The sequence below is a fragment of the Paenibacillus sepulcri genome, from assembly GCF_042647105.1.
Classification (GTDB): Bacteria; Bacillota; Bacilli; order Paenibacillales; family Paenibacillaceae; genus Paenibacillus_Z; species Paenibacillus_Z sepulcri.
The window spans coordinates 4,551,114-4,567,389 of the sequence record NZ_JBHRUP010000001.1 but is presented as its reverse complement, the minus strand read 5'-3'; the positions used below and the strand labels follow the sequence as shown (position 1 = coordinate 4,567,389).

At 47.9% G+C, this 16,276-nt stretch carries 13 protein-coding genes; all 13 read right to left on the bottom strand.

The window, feature by feature from the left end; translation table 11 throughout:
• Positions 1 to 31 precede the first annotated feature (31 nt).
• On the bottom strand, positions 32 to 322 hold the full coding sequence (rplW, locus tag ACFOLF_RS20165) for a 50S ribosomal protein L23 (protein ID WP_210046671.1): 291 nt from the start codon (positions 320 to 322) through the stop codon (positions 32 to 34).
• Entirely contained in the window at positions 322 to 945 is a 624-nt protein-coding gene (rplD, locus tag ACFOLF_RS20160; RefSeq protein ID WP_210046672.1) for a 50S ribosomal protein L4, read from the bottom strand. Before rplD ends, rplW begins: the two co-directional genes overlap by 1 nt.
• Before the next feature lie 29 nt (positions 946 to 974).
• Positions 975 to 1,598, bottom strand: a complete 624-nt coding sequence (rplC, locus tag ACFOLF_RS20155) for a 50S ribosomal protein L3 (RefSeq protein ID WP_210046673.1) — start codon at positions 1,596 to 1,598, stop codon at positions 975 to 977.
• 41 nt (positions 1,599 to 1,639) lie between these two features.
• Positions 1,640 to 1,948, bottom strand: a complete 309-nt coding sequence (rpsJ, locus tag ACFOLF_RS20150; RefSeq protein ID WP_005544556.1) for a 30S ribosomal protein S10 — start codon at positions 1,946 to 1,948, stop codon at positions 1,640 to 1,642.
• 398 nt (positions 1,949 to 2,346) lie between these two features.
• Positions 2,347 to 3,537, bottom strand: a complete 1,191-nt coding sequence (tuf, locus tag ACFOLF_RS20145; protein ID WP_210046674.1) for an elongation factor Tu — start codon at positions 3,535 to 3,537, stop codon at positions 2,347 to 2,349.
• Between the two features lie 126 nt (positions 3,538 to 3,663).
• The gene (fusA, locus tag ACFOLF_RS20140) at positions 3,664 to 5,742 is read right to left on the bottom strand and encodes an elongation factor G (protein ID WP_210046675.1); all 2,079 of its coding nucleotides are present in this window, start codon (positions 5,740 to 5,742) and stop codon (positions 3,664 to 3,666) included.
• 29 nt (positions 5,743 to 5,771) lie between these two features.
• Positions 5,772 to 6,242, bottom strand: coding sequence for a 30S ribosomal protein S7 (gene rpsG, locus ACFOLF_RS20135; RefSeq protein ID WP_189000494.1), 471 nt, complete (start codon positions 6,240 to 6,242; stop codon positions 5,772 to 5,774).
• Positions 6,243 to 6,295: 53 nt separating this feature from the next.
• Entirely contained in the window at positions 6,296 to 6,715 is a 420-nt protein-coding gene (rpsL, locus tag ACFOLF_RS20130) for a 30S ribosomal protein S12 (RefSeq protein WP_210046676.1), read from the bottom strand.
• 135 nt (positions 6,716 to 6,850) lie between these two features.
• Positions 6,851 to 7,081, bottom strand: coding sequence for a ribosomal L7Ae/L30e/S12e/Gadd45 family protein (locus tag ACFOLF_RS20125; protein ID WP_210046677.1), 231 nt, complete (start codon positions 7,079 to 7,081; stop codon positions 6,851 to 6,853).
• A 291-nt stretch (positions 7,082 to 7,372) separates the two neighbouring features.
• On the bottom strand, positions 7,373 to 10,999 hold the full coding sequence (rpoC, locus tag ACFOLF_RS20120; protein ID WP_210046678.1) for a DNA-directed RNA polymerase subunit beta': 3,627 nt from the start codon (positions 10,997 to 10,999) through the stop codon (positions 7,373 to 7,375).
• A gap of 152 nt (positions 11,000 to 11,151) precedes the next feature.
• Positions 11,152 to 14,715, bottom strand: coding sequence for a DNA-directed RNA polymerase subunit beta (gene rpoB, locus ACFOLF_RS20115; RefSeq protein WP_210046679.1), 3,564 nt, complete (start codon positions 14,713 to 14,715; stop codon positions 11,152 to 11,154).
• A gap of 422 nt (positions 14,716 to 15,137) precedes the next feature.
• The gene (locus tag ACFOLF_RS20110) at positions 15,138 to 15,740 is read right to left on the bottom strand and encodes a class I SAM-dependent methyltransferase (protein ID WP_210046704.1); all 603 of its coding nucleotides are present in this window, start codon (positions 15,738 to 15,740) and stop codon (positions 15,138 to 15,140) included.
• Between the two features lie 101 nt (positions 15,741 to 15,841).
• Positions 15,842 to 16,204 (bottom strand): 50S ribosomal protein L7/L12, encoded by a 363-nt coding sequence (gene rplL / locus ACFOLF_RS20105; protein WP_210046680.1) that lies wholly within the window; start codon positions 16,202 to 16,204, stop codon positions 15,842 to 15,844.
• Positions 16,205 to 16,276: the final 72 nt, after the last annotated feature.

Sequence of the window (16,276 nt, the reverse complement as noted above, 5' to 3'; positions counted from 1 at the left end):
TGGCCGAGGACTATTAGCCTCACCAATTAGCTTATACCGATTCAAAAAATTCCAGTTCATTGCTTTCCGCGCTCAATTGCACGATAGCTTTTTTCCACTCGGATGTGTATCCGCTGTGGCGACCTTGACGTTTCGGTTTACCCGGAACGCGCATAGTGTTAACACTAGTAACTTTAACTTTGAAAATTTGTTGGATGGCATCTTTGATTTCTGTTTTGTTAGCGCGGATATCCACTTCGAAAACATAACGTTTATTTGCCATAAAGTCACTTGTTTGTTCCGTGATAATCGGGCGCTTGATAAGATCGCGAGGATTTTTCATTACGCAAGCACCTCCTGTACTTTCTCAACTGCCTCTTTGGTAATAATCAGTTTGTCATAAGTCATGACATCCAGAACATTAATGCCATCGGCTGCAACGAATTTGATACCCGGAATGTTACGGGCAGACAATGCAACATTGTCTTCGTAGTTAGCTGTTACAACAAGTGCTTTGCGAGCTACCTTGAGGTTGCCAAGGATCGTTGTGAATTCCTTTGTCTTCGGTTGAGCAAACGCCAATTGATCCAGAACAATGATATCATTGTCGATTACTTTCGAAGATAGAGCGGATTTGATCGCCAGACGACGAACTTTCTTCGGCAGTTTGAAGCTGTAGCTGCGAGGAGTCGGTCCGAAAACCGTTCCGCCGCCTACCCATTGTGGTGAGCGTGTGCTACCTTGACGAGCACGGCCCGTACCTTTTTGTTTCCAAGGCTTACGACCACCGCCACGTACTTCCGAGCGGCCTTTCGTCTTATGCGTGCCTCTGCGAACCGAAGCTTGCTGAAGCAGTACCGCACTATGCAGGACGTGAACGTTTGGCTTGATTCCGAATATCGTTTCGGATAATTCGATATCGCCAACTTGTGAACCGTTCACGCTAAAAATTGCTACTTTCGGCATTTCATGTTCCTCCTTTCTTAAAGGGTTATTTATTTCTTAACCGTGAGTTTTACTTTTACAAAGCTATTTTTAGGGCCCGGAATGGAACCTTTAATGAGCAGTACATTGCGTTCGGCATCAACGCGCACGACTTCAAGATTCTGAATCGTGATCGTTTCATGTCCCATGTGACCTGGAAGGCGTTTGCCCTTTGGTACGCGGTTCGCTTGAATCGAACCCATCGAACCCGGTCCACGATGGTAACGCGATCCGTGAGCCATTGGACCGCGGGTTTGGCCCCAACGTTTGATGTTACCTTGGAATCCTTTACCCTTGGAAATACCTGTTACGTCAACAAATTCGCCCTCAGCGAACAAGTCAGCTTTCAACTGTTGGCCAACTTCATATTCGCCAATGGTAATGCCGCGAATTTCACGAACGTAGCGCTTAGGAGCCGAATCGGCTTTTTTAGCGTGGCCGATTTCCGGCTTAGTCGCTCTTTTTTCTTTTTTGTCTGAGAAACCAAGTTGTACCGCTTCGTAGCCGTCATTTTCTTGGTCTTTCTTCTGTAGAACAACACAAGGTCCTGCTTCGATAACCGTAACCGCGATTACGTTACCTTCAGGAGTAAACACTTGCGTCATACCAAGTTTTTTACCTAAGATACCTTTCATGTTGACACCTCATTTCCTCTCTTGTTTCCGTTATGCAAAAATTACAGTTTAATTTCAATATCGACACCGGATGGCAGATCTAAGCGCATCAATGCATCGACCGTTTGCGGCGTTGGGTTAACAATATCGATCAAACGCTTGTGAGTGCGCATTTCGAATTGCTCCCTTGAATCCTTGTACTTGTGTACCGCACGCAGAATGGTGATGATTTGCTTCTCTGTCGGAAGCGGAATCGGCCCAGATACACCTGCCCCGGAACGTTTCGCAGTTTCTACGATTTTCTCCGCAGACTGGTCAAGAATCCTGTGATCGTACGCTTTCAAGCGTATACGAATCTTTTGCTTTGCCATATAAGTCCCTCCTTCTATCGCCCAATTTAGTATCGGACATACTCCACGAGAAAAACCCGGCACGCCCCTCATGGCAAAGGAGCCGTGTGTGTCGGCAACCTCTCGCATCATCGCAACGTCGCAGACCAACGTTCACTATTATATCTGAATCGTTAGGCGAATGCAACATTATTTTTAGTAAATTGCAGACATATTTCAATCAGTTGGGTTTCTTCTATAATATACATCTTAATTGGAGGAATTTACGATTCAATCTCCTATTTTCAAGCTAACACAATCATCATTGCCTCTTTGATACTATATAGTTCATTAATTACTCACCTGTGGATGATTGATATAAAAAAGCCCCCACCGAAGTGAGGGCTTGATCCAAGACTTGCGGCTAATGCCGCATCATCTTATTTTTGGATGCTTGCTACTGCGCCGGCGCCTACAGTACGGCCACCTTCACGGATCGAGAAACGAGTTCCATCTTCCAGAGCGATTGGAGCAATCAGCTCAACCGTAACGGTGATGTTGTCGCCAGGCATAACCATTTCAGTTCCTTCTGGCAGGTTGATGATGCCAGTTACGTCCGTTGTACGGAAGTAGAACTGTGGACGGTAACCAGTGAAGAAAGGTTTGTGACGGCCACCCTCTTCTTTAGTAAGAACGTAGATTTGAGCAGTGAAGTTTGTGTGTGGCTTAACCGAACCCGGTTTAGCCAGTACTTGTCCGCGCTCGATATCTTTACGCTCAACACCACGAAGCAATGCGCCGATGTTGTCACCAGCTTGAGCAGAGTCAAGCAGTTTACGGAACATTTCTACGCCCGTAACAACACATTTGCGGCTTTCTTCAGCAAGTCCGATGATTTCAACCTCATCAGATACTTTAACAACGCCACGCTCTACACGGCCAGTTGCAACTGTACCACGGCCTGTGATTGTGAATACATCCTCAACCGGCATAAGGAACGGTTTGGATACGTCACGCTCAGGAGTCGGGATGTACGTGTCAACTTGCTCGAACAGTTCGATGATTTTGTCAGCCCAAGGACCTTCTGGGTTTTGCAGAGCTTCACGAGCAGCGCCGCGGATAATCGGCGTGTCGTCGCCTGGGAACTCATATTCATTGAGCAGGTCGCGAACTTCCATCTCAACAAGCTCCAGCAGCTCTTCGTCTTCAACCATATCGCATTTGTTCAGGAAAACAACGATGTAAGGAACGCCTACTTGGCGGGAGAGCAGAATGTGCTCGCGCGTTTGCGGCATTGGACCGTCAGATGCGGATACAACGAGGATCGCTCCATCCATTTGTGCAGCACCTGTGATCATGTTCTTAACATAGTCGGCATGTCCAGGACAGTCAACGTGAGCATAGTGACGAGCTGGCGTTTCATACTCAACGTGAGCTGTGGAGATTGTGATACCGCGCTCGCGCTCTTCCGGTGCTTTGTCGATTTGGTCAAATGCAATTGCTGCACCACCATATTTTTTGGAAAGAACGGTCGTGATGGCTGCTGTCAGCGTTGTTTTACCATGGTCAACGTGACCGATTGTACCGATATTAACGTGCGGTTTATTACGTTCAAATTTTGCCTTAGCCATTGAACTAATTCCTCCTTAATATGAAAAGATTGTATATGTGATCGGCCATAATGAGCGAGCCTATTGGGCAGGTCATCATTTGGCCAAAGTACAACTTGTAAGACTTAAGTTGTAAAAGCGATCCTACTAGGAAGCGCCTTTGGATTTGGAGATGATCTCTTCCGAAATCGATCTTGGGACTTCTTCATAGTGCGAAAGCTCCATGGAGAAAACACCACGGCCTTGTGTACCTGAACGCAATGTTGTGGAATATCCAAACATTTCGGATAGAGGCACCTTGGCACGAATGATGAGCGCGCCGTGACGGGCGTCCGATCCTTCGATACGGCCGCGACGGGAGCTAAGCATACCCATAACATCGCCCATGTATTCTTCAGGAACGGTTACTTCAACCTTCATGATTGGCTCGAGCAGAACAGGACTACATTTGTCCTTGGCTGCTTTAAGCGCCATCGATCCGGCAATTTTGAACGCCATCTCCGAGGAGTCAACGTCATGGTAAGAACCGTCGACGACAACAGCTTTGATGTCAACAAGCGGGAAGCCTGCAAGAACACCGCTCTTCATTGTTTCTTCGATACCGGCTTGAACAGGACCAATATATTCCCGCGGAATGGAACCACCGACGGTTTTGTTTTCAAAGATAAAGCCTGTTCCTGGCTCAAGCGGCGAGAATTCAACCCAGCAATGTCCGTATTGACCGCGGCCACCGGATTGACGAACGAATTTACCTTCTACCCTTGCAGGCGTTTTGAAGGTTTCACGGTAAGCAACTTGAGGTTTACCGACATTCGTTTCGACTTTGAATTCACGAAGCATACGGTCTACAAGAATTTCAAGGTGAAGCTCACCCATACCAGCGATAATCGTTTGGCCGGTCTCTTCGTCCGTATGTGCACGGAACGTAGGATCTTCCTCGGACAGCTTCTGAAGAGCGATACCCATTTTATCTTGGTCAGCCTTTGTCTTTGGTTCAACCGCAAGCTGGATAACCGGCTCAGGGAAGTTCATCGACTCCAGAATAACAGGGTTTTTCTCATCACAAAGCGTATCGCCGGTTGTTGTATCTTTCAGACCTACTGCAGCCGCAATGTCACCGGAGTAAACTTCGCTGATCTCTTGACGGGCATTAGCATGCATCTGAAGAATACGGCCGATCCGTTCGCGTTTGCCTTTCGTTGCATTCACAACATACGATCCGGAATTAAGAACGCCGGAATATACGCGGAAGAACGTCAGTTTACCTACGAATGGGTCAGTCATGATTTTGAACGCCAATGCTGCAAAAGGCTCGTCATCTGCAGACCTGCGAACTGTCTCGGTTCCATCTTCAAGGTGACCCTTGATATCAGGTACATCGATAGGAGCTGGCAGATAGTCGACAACGGCATCAAGCATTAATTGAACGCCTTTGTTACGGTAAGAGGAACCGCAGATTACCGGAAAAATCTTCACTTCGCAAACACCTTTGCGCAATGTCGCTTTCAACTCGGCAACGCTGATTTCCTCGCCCTCGAGGTATTTCATCGTGAGCTCTTCATCAAGCTCGGCGATTTTCTCAACGAGTTCCAGACGAAGTTCTTCAACTTGATCCTTGTATGCTGCCGGGATTTCAACTTGCTCCGGATCTTTACCGAGATCGTCTTTATATGTGTAAGCGACACGTTCAATCAAGTCGATTACGCCGATAAAGTCATTCTCCGCACCGATTGGCAGTTGAATAGCGACGGCATTTGCGTTGAGACGAAGGCGCATATCTCTGATAACATTCAAAAAGTCTGCGCCGATAATATCCATTTTGTTGACATATGCAATCCGCGGTACATTGTAGCGGTCAGCTTGACGCCATACCGTTTCGGACTGCGGCTCAACGCCTTCTTTCGCACTGAAAACCCCTACGGCCCCGTCCAATACACGAAGGGAACGTTCAACCTCAACTGTGAAGTCAACGTGTCCCGGGGTGTCGATAATATTGATGCGATGACCATGCCATTGTGCAGTTGTAGCAGCGGAAGTAATCGTAATTCCGCGCTCCTGTTCCTGCTCCATCCAATCCATCGTTGCTGCACCTTCGTGCACTTCACCGATTTTGTGGGTACGGCCTGTGTAGAACAGGATCCGCTCTGTCGTGGTTGTTTTACCGGCATCAATATGCGCCATGATCCCAATATTACGCGTATTTTTCAAGGAGAACTCTCTTGCCATGATTTCGTCTCCTTCCGATTATGCGAATCCTACCAACGGTAGTGGGCGAATGCTTTATTCGCTTCAGCCATTTTGTGTGTATCTTCGCGCTTCTTCACGGACGCACCTGTATTGTTCGATGCATCGATGATTTCAGCAGCCAGACGTTCTTCCATCGTTTTCTCGCCGCGGTTGCGTGAGTAGTTCACGAGCCAACGGAGACCAAGCGCTGTACGACGCTCTGGTTTAACCTCAATCGGTACTTGATAGTTAGAACCACCAACACGGCGGGCTTTAACTTCAAGAACAGGCATGATATTTTTGATGGCCGCTTCGAAAACTTCCATCGGTTCCGAACCTGTGCGTTCGTTGATAAGCTTGAATGCATCATACAGAATGGTTGCGGCAACTCCACGTTTACCATCAAGCATAATACGGTTAATTAAACGAGTTACCAGCTTGCTGTTATATAGCGGATCCGGTAAAACGTCACGTTTTGTAACTGGACCTTTGCGTGGCATATGCAGATCCCCCTTTCTTCAAGTATTCATGAAATAACATTCATAAATCAATCTTATTTTTTTACTTTCGCGCGCTTCGTGCCATATTTGGAACGAGCTTGCTTCCGGTTGTTAACCCCTGCAGTATCGAGCGCTCCGCGAACGATATGATAACGTACCCCCGGTAGATCTTTAACCCGGCCGCCACGAACCAATACGACGCTATGCTCCTGCAAGTTGTGACCGATACCACCGATGTAAGCCGTGATCTCTACGCGGTTCGTCAAACGCACACGTGCATATTTACGAAGTGCAGAGTTCGGTTTTTTTGGTGTCATTGTACCGACACGTGTACATACACCACGTTTTTGAGGCGCGCTTATGTTTGTTTCTTCACGTTTCAGTGCATTGAATCCTCTTTGAAGTGCCGGCGATTTCGATTTAACGACCTTCGCTTCGCGGCCCTTGCGGACTAGTTGATTAATTGTTGGCATGCTGCCACCTCCTTCCCAAAATAATAAAACAGATTAGAATATTTCGGCTTATTCTAAGCCCACAGATCCAGGCGGTTCATAAAGAAACAAATGAAAGTTCTTGCCGCACAGCTTTCGGGCAAAAACGTTATTTCCTTATTCAATTTCTGGTACTACTGCCGCCATTGCAGCGCCGACTTCAATGCCGCAGGTTTCCCCGAGACCCTTCATCGTGTCCACCCATGAGATAGGCACGCCTGCCGTCGTACAAAGCCGTACAATATCATCCTTCATTCGTGGATCTGTATCTTGCGCAACATAGACAAGAACGGCTTTGCCTTGCTCCACCATCTTAGTCGTCTGTTTACTGCCGATTATAAATTGCATCTGATCCCGACCTTCCAAGCCAAACCAAATTGCGATACTCATTTAAGAGATAACACAAAATCGGCATGGTTCAAATACAGGGGTTATGCAAGTAGGCACACTACGACATATTAGCACTTCAAGCTGCTCTATGTCAAGCAACTAGCAGCATATTTCGCAGAACGCTTCGGACATCGATCTTTTGGAATAAAATAGGGCAAAAAGCGACGGTGGCACCGTCCAATCGGCGATGCCACCGTCAGCCCTACATCAAACATATTTTGTGTAGTTTGTATCCCGCAGGGTTGAATATTACGACTCAACCGGTACGATCTCATCTTCGGTTTTTTCTACCGTAGTTTCGATATCATCATCATAACCCTTTAGACGAATGCCCCGATAACGCTGCATTCCAGTACCTGCCGGAATCAGCTTACCGATAATAACATTCTCTTTCAGGCCAAGCAACTGATCCACTTTTCCCTTTATCGCGGCATCTGTCAGGACACGAGTGGTTTCCTGGAAGGAAGCGGCGGACAAGAAGGAATCTGTCTCAAGCGATGCTTTGGTGATACCGAGCAGAACTGGCTTTGCAACAGCAGGCTCGCGGCCAGAGAGCAAGGCATCACGGTTAGCTGCTTCGTATTCGTGAATATCGACGAATGCACCAGGGAGCAAAGTAGTCTCACCTGCATCGACAATACGAATTTTACGCAGCATCTGCTTGATCATAACCTCAATATGTTTATCGTTGATCTCAACACCCTGGTTCCGATAAACACGTTGAACCTCTTGCAGAATGTAGTTCTGCACGCCGCGGATACCTTTGATGCGAAGCATATCTTTAGGATCGATCGAACCATCTGTCAGCTCGTCTCCCGCTTCAATATGCTTGCCTTTGGCAACGCGGATACGAGAACCATACGTGACTGCATAGACTTTGGATTCCGCTTCACCCTGCACTTCAATCTCACGACGATCTTTTGTCTCGCGGATGTCTTTGATAACACCGTCGAGCTCGGAAATAATCGCTTGACCTTTAGGGTTACGAGCCTCAAACAACTCCTGGATACGCGGCAAACCTTGTGTAATATCATCACCGGCAACACCACCGGTATGGAAGGTACGCATCGTCAGCTGCGTTCCTGGCTCACCGATAGATTGAGCTGCGATGATTCCTACAGCTTCCCCGATCTCAACAAACTTACCTGTTGCCAAGTTGCGTCCGTAACAAATTTTGCATACACCGTGACGGGCGCGGCAGCTTAGAACTGAACGAATTTGCAGTTTTTCAACTCCAGCGGCAATAATTTCCTCCGCTTTGTTGGAATCAATCAATTCGTTGCGATTCAGGATGACTTCGCCTGTAGATGGATTGCGGACAGTTTCGAAGGAGTAACGTCCTTCAATACGGTCGTAGAGATCCTCGATAACCTCTTTACCATCTTGAATTTTGCTGACGGTAAATCCTTTATCCGTCCCACAGTCATCCTCACGAACGATAACATCCTGTGCGACGTCAACCAAACGACGGGTCAAGTAACCCGAGTCAGCCGTACGAAGTGCTGTATCGGCAAGACCTTTACGCGCTCCGTGAGTCGAGATAAAGTACTCGAGAACAGTAAGTCCTTCACGGAAATTCGATTTGATTGGAAGCTCAATGATACGTCCCGATGGATTCGCCATCAGTCCCCGCATCCCGCCCAATTGGGTGATTTGCGATTTATTACCCCGGGCCTTGGAGTCCACCATGAGCATAATGGAATTGTAGCGGTCCATTGATTTCATGAGAACATCCGTGATGGTATCCTTTGTTTTGCTCCAAATTTCAATAACTCGGTCATACCGCTCTTCGTTCGTAATCAAACCACGGCGATACTGATTCGATACAACCTTGACTTTCTCTTCCGAATCGGCGAGGATCGCTTTCTTCTCTTCAGGAACGATAACGTCAGATACCGCAACCGTAATCCCTGCACGAGTTGAATACGTAAACCCGAGTTCTTTGATCCGGTCAAGCGTTACCGATGTTTTGGTGGTGTGATACTGTCTGAAGCATTCAGCAATAATCAAACCAAGATACTCTTTGCCGACTGCGCCCATCTGTGGAACTTCTTCCATGAATTTGTGCAGATCGGTACCTTTTTCATAAACAAAATATCGATCAGGTGTTCCCTGCAGTAAGTTGACTTTCGTCGGCTCATTGATATACGGGAACGTGTCCGGGAATATTTCATTAAAGATAATTTTACCAACCGTAGTGGAAATCAGTGATTTCTGCTGCGCTTCGGTGAAGATCGTCTTGTTCAGCACTTTAACGGGTATAAAAATCCGCGCATGAAGGGAAACAATTCCCCGCTGATAAGAGGAGATCGCTTCGTTCACAGAAGCGAAAACCGAACCGCTTCCTTTGGCTTCTTTATTATCCATAGTCAAATAGTAGCTGCCAAGAACCATATCCTGTGAAGGTGTTACAACCGGTTTTCCGTCTTTCGGGTTCAAAATGTTGCCCGATGCCAGCATAAGCAGCCGCGCTTCAGCTTGCGCTTCAGCAGAGAGCGGAACGTGAACAGCCATTTGGTCACCATCGAAATCCGCATTGTACGCGGTACATACGAGTGGATGAAGCTTGATGGCGCGGCCTTCAACGAGAATCGGTTCAAACGCTTGGATACCCAAACGGTGAAGCGTAGGGGCACGGTTCAAGAGAACCGGATGCTCCTTAATGACTTCTTCAAGAACATCCCACACCTCAGGACTGACACGCTCAACTTTGCGTTTGGCACTTTTGATATTATGAGCCAGGCCTTTATTGACCAGTTCTTTCATAACAAACGGCTTAAACAGCTCAAGCGCCATTTCCTTGGGAAGTCCGCATTGGAACATTTTCAGGCTTGGTCCGACAACGATAACCGAACGGCCGGAGTAATCGACACGTTTACCGAGCAAGTTCTGACGGAAACGGCCTTGTTTACCTTTGAGCATATGGCTGAGCGATTTCAAAGGACGGTTACCGGGACCGGTTACCGGACGGCCGCGACGGCCATTATCAATCAGCGCATCAACCGCTTCTTGAAGCATTCTCTTCTCATTTTGCACGATAATATCAGGCGCGCCCAAATCAAGGAGACGTTTCAGACGGTTGTTGCGGTTAATAACGCGACGGTACAGATCATTAAGGTCAGAGGTGGCAAAACGTCCGCCATCCAACTGGACCATCGGGCGAAGCTCAGGAGGAATAACCGGAAGAACATCAAGAATCATCCATTCCGGCATATTGCCGGAGTTGCGGAAGGCTTCAATGACTTCGAGACGTTTAATGGCCCGGTTACGACGCTGACCTTGTGCCGAACGAAGATCTTCCTTCAGCGTTTCAAGCTCGCGTTCGACATCGATATCCTGAAGCAGCTTTTTGACAGCTTCCGCACCCATCCCAGCGTGGAATCCATAGCCATACTTCTCACGGTAGCTGCGGTATTCTTTCTCGGAAAGAAGCTGCTTTTTCTCAAGCGGCGTATCCCCTGGATCCGTTACAACATAAGATGCGAAATAGATAATTTCCTCGAGTGAACGAGGAGACATATCCAAGGCAAGCCCCATGCGGCTTGGAATTCCTTTGAAATACCAGATATGCGATACAGGCGCTGCAAGCTCGATATGCCCCATACGCTCGCGACGAACCTTCGCACGGGTTACTTCAACGCCGCAGCGATCGCAAACGACGCCTTTATAACGAACCCGTTTGTATTTGCCGCAATGACATTCCCAGTCCTTGGTTGGCCCGAAAATTTTCTCGCAGAACAGCCCTTCTTTCTCAGGCTTCAATGTTCTGTAGTTGATTGTTTCCGGTTTTTTAACTTCTCCGCGGGACCAAGAGCGGATTTTATCCGGTGATGCCAAACCAATTTTCATATACTCGAAGTTGTTCACGTCCAACAAGGAGCAACCCTCCTTCGTCATGATTCACTTGTGTGTTACGCAATCAATTTGCCCGTTCAAGCCGGACTTACGCATTGATCGCGCAGTCCGGCTCTGCAACGCCGTGAGGACGCTAATGGCCTGTTATCTTATCCGATCGTACCGATCAACGGTTACTCCACGCCAACTTCCGTACCCTCGAGGTTGAGATTCAGCTTGTCGCTTTGTCCGTCATCCTCGTCGTCCATTTCTTTCATTTCAATCTCTTCCTCGTTCTCGCTGAGGATCTTAACGTCCATCCCGAGACTTTGCAGCTCTTTGATCAGAACCTTGAACGATTCCGGAACGCCCGGCTCCGGCACATTCTCACCCTTGACAATCGACTCGTAAGTCTTAACACGGCCGACGACATCATCGGACTTGACGGTCAAGATCTCTTGAAGCGTATAGGCTGCTCCGTAAGCCTCAAGCGCCCATACCTCCATCTCCCCGAAACGCTGTCCGCCGAATTGAGCTTTACCACCCAGCGGCTGCTGTGTAACCAGCGAGTATGGACCTGTTGAACGGGCATGGATTTTATCGTCAACCATGTGAGCCAGCTTGATCATGTACATGACGCCAACTGTGACCTCACGCTCAAACTCCTCACCGGTGCGTCCATCATAAAGCACGGTTTTACCATTGCGCTGCATGCCGGCTTCTTCCATGGCGTTAAATACATCATCCTCACGCGCTCCATCAAATACTGGAGTGGCCGCGTGCATACCGAGAATTTTACAAGCCATGCCAAGATGAACCTCGAGAACTTGACCGATGTTCATCCGCGAAGGTACACCAAGCGGGTTAAGAACAACCTCTACCGGTGTTCCGTCCGGCAGGAATGGCATATCCTCTTCAGGGAGAATACGTGCGATTACCCCTTTGTTACCATGGCGTCCGGCCATTTTATCGCCTTCGGAAATTTTCCGTTTCTGGGCAATGTAGGCACGAACAAGTTGGTTAACGCCAGGCGGCAGTTCATCGCCATTTTCACGGGTAAACACTTTTACATCTACAACGATACCATCTGTACCATGCGGCACCCGAAGGCTGGTATCCCGAACTTCACGGGCTTTTTCTCCGAAAATCGCATGCAGCAATCTTTCTTCAGCCGTAAGCTCCGTTACACCTTTGGGGGTAACTTTGCCGACCAGAATGTCTCCTGCACTGATCTCGGCACCAACCCGGATGATTCCACGCTCGTCAAGATTGCGGAGCGCTTCTTCCCCTACGTTTGGAATATCGCGGGTGATTTCTTCCGGTCCAAGCTTGGTATCGCGGGCTTCCGATTCATATTCTTCAATATGGATCGAAGTATACACATCTTCTTTAACCAGCTTCTCGCTGAGCAGGATGGCATCCTCATAGTTGTAGCCTTCCCACGTCATGAACGCGACGACCACGTTGCGTCCAAGCGCGAGTTCACCCATTTCCGTAGAAGGTCCGTCTGCAAGAATATCGCCTTTTTTCACAATATCGCCTTTGCGGCAAAGCGGTCTCTGGTTGATGCAGGTACCTTGGTTGGAACGCATAAATTTATGCAGCTTTTGCTTGATCAGATCGCCTGTAACCGGCTTGCCGTCAATCATTTCAACGCGGCGCAGCCAGATCTCGTTAGCGGACACACGCTCAATAACGCCGTCATACTTAGCGACAATACAAACGCCTGAATCCTTGGCGGATTTGTGCTCCATTCCTGTTCCGACAAGCGGCGACTTCGGAATGAGAAGCGGAACGGCTTGCCTCTGCATGTTGGATCCCATAAGCGCACGGTTGGAGTCATCGTTCTCAAGGAACGGAATCAAAGCCGTTGCAACGGAAACAACCTGCTTCGGCGAAACATCCATATAGTCAACACGATCGGTTGGCATGGTCAGGATGTTGTCAGCCTGTTTGTTGTAGCGCACAATAACGGAGTCCTCGGCGAATTTACCGCCTTCGGTCAACTGTGCATTCGCCTGAGCGATAACATAGTTGTCTTCCTCATCGGCCGTCAGATACGCAATCTGCTCGGTGACAATAGCCGTCTTCGCATCAACCCAACGGTATGGAGCTTCAATAAACCCATATTCGTTGATTCTGGCAAAGCTCGACAAGGAGTTAATCAACCCGATATTCGGTCCCTCCGGCGTCTCGATCGGACACATACGGCCATAGTGAGAGTTATGAACGTCACGGACCTCAAAGCCAGCGCGTTCCCTTGTCAAACCGCCGGGTCCCAAAGCAGACAAACGGCGTTTGTGCGTAAGCTCAGCAAGCGGGTTCGTCTGATCCATAAATTGCGACAGTTGGGAAGACCCAAAGAACTCTTTAATGGACGCGATGACAGGACGTATATTGATGAGCGCCTGCGGTGTAATGGCATTGGCATCCTGGATGGACATCCGCTCGCGAACCACACGTTCCATACGGGACAATCCGATGCGGAACTGATTCTGCAGCAATTCCCCAACCGAACGCAAACGCCGGTTACCCAGATGGTCAATATCATCCGTGCTGCCAACTCCGTGAAGCAAATCAATAAAGTAGTTAATCGACGAAATGATGTCGGCCGGCGTAATATGCTTGACGGCTTTGTCAATCAAGCCGTTGGCAATTACTTTAAGAACTTTTCCGTCATCATTAGGCGAGAATACACTTATAGTTTGTAGAGGAATACTATCTGCATCAAGCACACCATTAGCGACATGGTAAGTCTTGAAGCCAACATTCTTCTCTAAATGAGGAATCAATTCGTCAAGCAAACGCCGGTCAATCATTTGTCCGGTTTCTGCGAGAATCTCTCCCGTTGTTGGATCTACAAGCGTTTCAGCCAAACGTTGATTAAACAAACGGTTTTTGATATGAAGCTTTTTGTTGATTTTGTAGCGTCCGACATTTGCCAAATCATAACGTTTCGGGTCAAAGAAACGAGCTACCAGCAAACTCTTGGCATTATCAAGTGTCGGCGGCTCACCTGGACGAAGACGCTCGTAAATTTCGATAAGCGCCTTCTCGGTTGAGTCGGTGTTGTCTTTATCAAGCGTGTTGCGAATATATTCGTCATGCCCAAGCAAATCCAGGATTTCCGCGTCTGTTCCAAAGCCCAGCGAGCGAAGAAGAACCGTAACCGGTATCTTCCGGGTCCGATCGATACGGACATAAACGATGTCCTTCGCGTCGGTTTCAAGCTCCAGCCATGCTCCGCGGTTCGGGATCACCGTAGCCGTGTAGTTTTTCTTACCGTTTTTGTCCACCTTCGTGCTGAAGTAGACGCTAGGTGAGCGAACCAATTGACTGACGATGACACGTTCCGCGCCATTGATTATGAACGTTCCTGTCTCGGTCATCAGCGGAAAATCGCCCATGAACACTTCTTGCTCTTTCACTTCGCCGGTTTCCTTGTTGATAAGCCGGACCTTAACCCGCAGCGGAGCCGCATAGGTTACGTCGCGCTCTTTCGATTCATCGACCGAATATTTCGGCTCGCCCAGCGAGTAATCGATGAATTCAAGCATCAAATTACCTGTAAAATCCTGAATCGGCGAGATATCCTGGAAAAGCTCAAGAAGATCTTTCTCCAAAAATTTCTCGTACGATTTTTGTTGGATTTCAATCAGGTTCGGAACTTCAAGCACCTCGCGAATACGAGCATAGCTTCTGCGCGTGCGTCGACCATACTGAACAAGTTGTCCTGCCAACTTAACCTCACCCCTCATGTCTGCTTCACAGAAAGTGAACGTACACCCTTCAATAAATCACTGTGCTCAGCAGGCAAATTCTGTTGGAAACCAGCAAAAACCGACCGTTCGTCTTGTTTGAGACGCCGATCTTGTGATACTTTCTTTCAAGAAAGAAGGAATTCCCCAAACTTTCTCGAATGAATAAAGAAAAGCCCTTATCGAAAGTTCGAAAAAAGAGCATGTTTCCGTCAGGCGCTTTCCGGGTATAAAAACGGAAAGTCTCATATCAAGTAATTTTGCCCAAAATGTGAACAATTTATGTCAAAACCGCTCTTTTACTCTCATAAAATAGCGCTTGACATTTTAGTTGACTAAAGAGAAAGAGCCCATTTTAATACTGACATTTTATAATGATATCACATCAAGCAAATGAAGTCAACAAATTCTTCCTTGCCTGGTTATGTTTTTTTGACTGCCCGAAATACCCGATAGCCCTTGTCTTTCGTCACCTCTTCAACATTGCCGAAAATGGATTCCAGCTTCAATTCAGCCGAAGGTGCTCCTTGCTTTTTTTGAATAACCACCCACATCGCCCCCCCGGGCTCAAGCAGCTGTGCGCCTTCCTCGAATATCCGGTGAACTACCGTTTTGCCGGCTCTGATTGGCGGATTGGTGATGATGGTATCGAAGATTTGCCCTGAGACCGCCCCGAACAGATCACTCTGCAGAACGGTCACATTGGTCAGAGCGTTAAGCTTTGCATTCTCTGCTGCCAATTGTACAGCCCGTTCATTCACATCAATCATTGTTACATGTCCCTGATCCGCGAGTCTGGCTGCCGACAATCCAATCGGTCCATAACCGCAGCCCACATCCAGCACCCTCGCATTTCTTGCCAGTTCAAGCGCCTCAATGAGTACGCGGCTCCCATAATCGACAGCGCCTTTTGAAAATACGCCAGCATCTGTCACAAATTTCAGTTTTTGTCCACGCAGCACGGTTTCATGGAACTGCCGATCATGTTTGACATCGGGGGTTTGTGTGAAGTAGTGATCCGACATCATATCCCTCCACTCTAAAGCTTGTATGTACTGCTAATCAATAAAACGAACCCCTTGAAGCCAAAGCCTCAAGGGGTTCGCCGCTATAAACAAGCTTGCTACTACTTCACTTCTACGGAAGCGCCTGCTTCTTCAAGCTTCGCTTTAACCGCTTCGGCTTCTTCTTTTGCTACTTTTTCTTTAACTGCTTTAGGTGCATTATCAACAAGATCTTTTGCTTCTTTCAGGCCAAGACCTGTAATTTCGCGAACGACTTTGATAACGTTGATTTTGGATGCGCCAGGACCGTTAAGAATAACGTCGAATTCTGTTTGTTCTGCAACTTCTGCAACCGCAGCTCCGCCGCCCATTGCTACTGGTGCAGCAGCAGTTACGCCGAATTCTTCTTCAATTGCTTTAACGAGATCGTTCAATTCAAGAACGTTCATGCCTTTAATGGCTTCCAGGATTTGCTCTTTACTCATGGTTGAACCTCCAAATGTTTTTTGTTTTTTTGTAAATACCTATATCTGTGCCCGGCTTAGCCGGACCCGTTT

Coding starts and splice junctions, on each gene's coding strand:
- rplW (WP_210046671.1), bottom strand. CDS start 322: ATGAAAAATCCTCGCGATCTTATCAAGCGCCCGATTATCACGGAACAA.
- rpoB (WP_210046679.1), bottom strand. CDS start 14,715: ATGAGGGGTGAGGTTAAGTTGGCAGGACAACTTGTTCAGTATGGTCGA.
- rpsG (WP_189000494.1), bottom strand. CDS start 6,242: ATGCCACGCAAAGGTCCAGTTACAAAACGTGACGTTTTACCGGATCCG.
- ACFOLF_RS20110 (WP_210046704.1), bottom strand. CDS start 15,740: ATGTCGGATCACTACTTCACACAAACCCCCGATGTCAAACATGATCGG.
- rpsJ (WP_005544556.1), bottom strand. CDS start 1,948: ATGGCAAAGCAAAAGATTCGTATACGCTTGAAAGCGTACGATCACAGG.
- rpsL (WP_210046676.1), bottom strand. CDS start 6,715: ATGCCAACAATTAATCAACTAGTCCGCAAGGGCCGCGAAGCGAAGGTC.
- rplC (WP_210046673.1), bottom strand. CDS start 1,598: ATGAAAGGTATCTTAGGTAAAAAACTTGGTATGACGCAAGTGTTTACT.
- tuf (WP_210046674.1), bottom strand. CDS start 3,537: ATGGCTAAGGCAAAATTTGAACGTAATAAACCGCACGTTAATATCGGT.
- ACFOLF_RS20125 (WP_210046677.1), bottom strand. CDS start 7,081: ATGCAATTTATAATCGGCAGTAAACAGACGACTAAGATGGTGGAGCAA.
- rplL (WP_210046680.1), bottom strand. CDS start 16,204: ATGAGTAAAGAGCAAATCCTGGAAGCCATTAAAGGCATGAACGTTCTT.
- rplD (WP_210046672.1), bottom strand. CDS start 945: ATGCCGAAAGTAGCAATTTTTAGCGTGAACGGTTCACAAGTTGGCGAT.
- fusA (WP_210046675.1), bottom strand. CDS start 5,742: ATGGCAAGAGAGTTCTCCTTGAAAAATACGCGTAATATTGGGATCATG.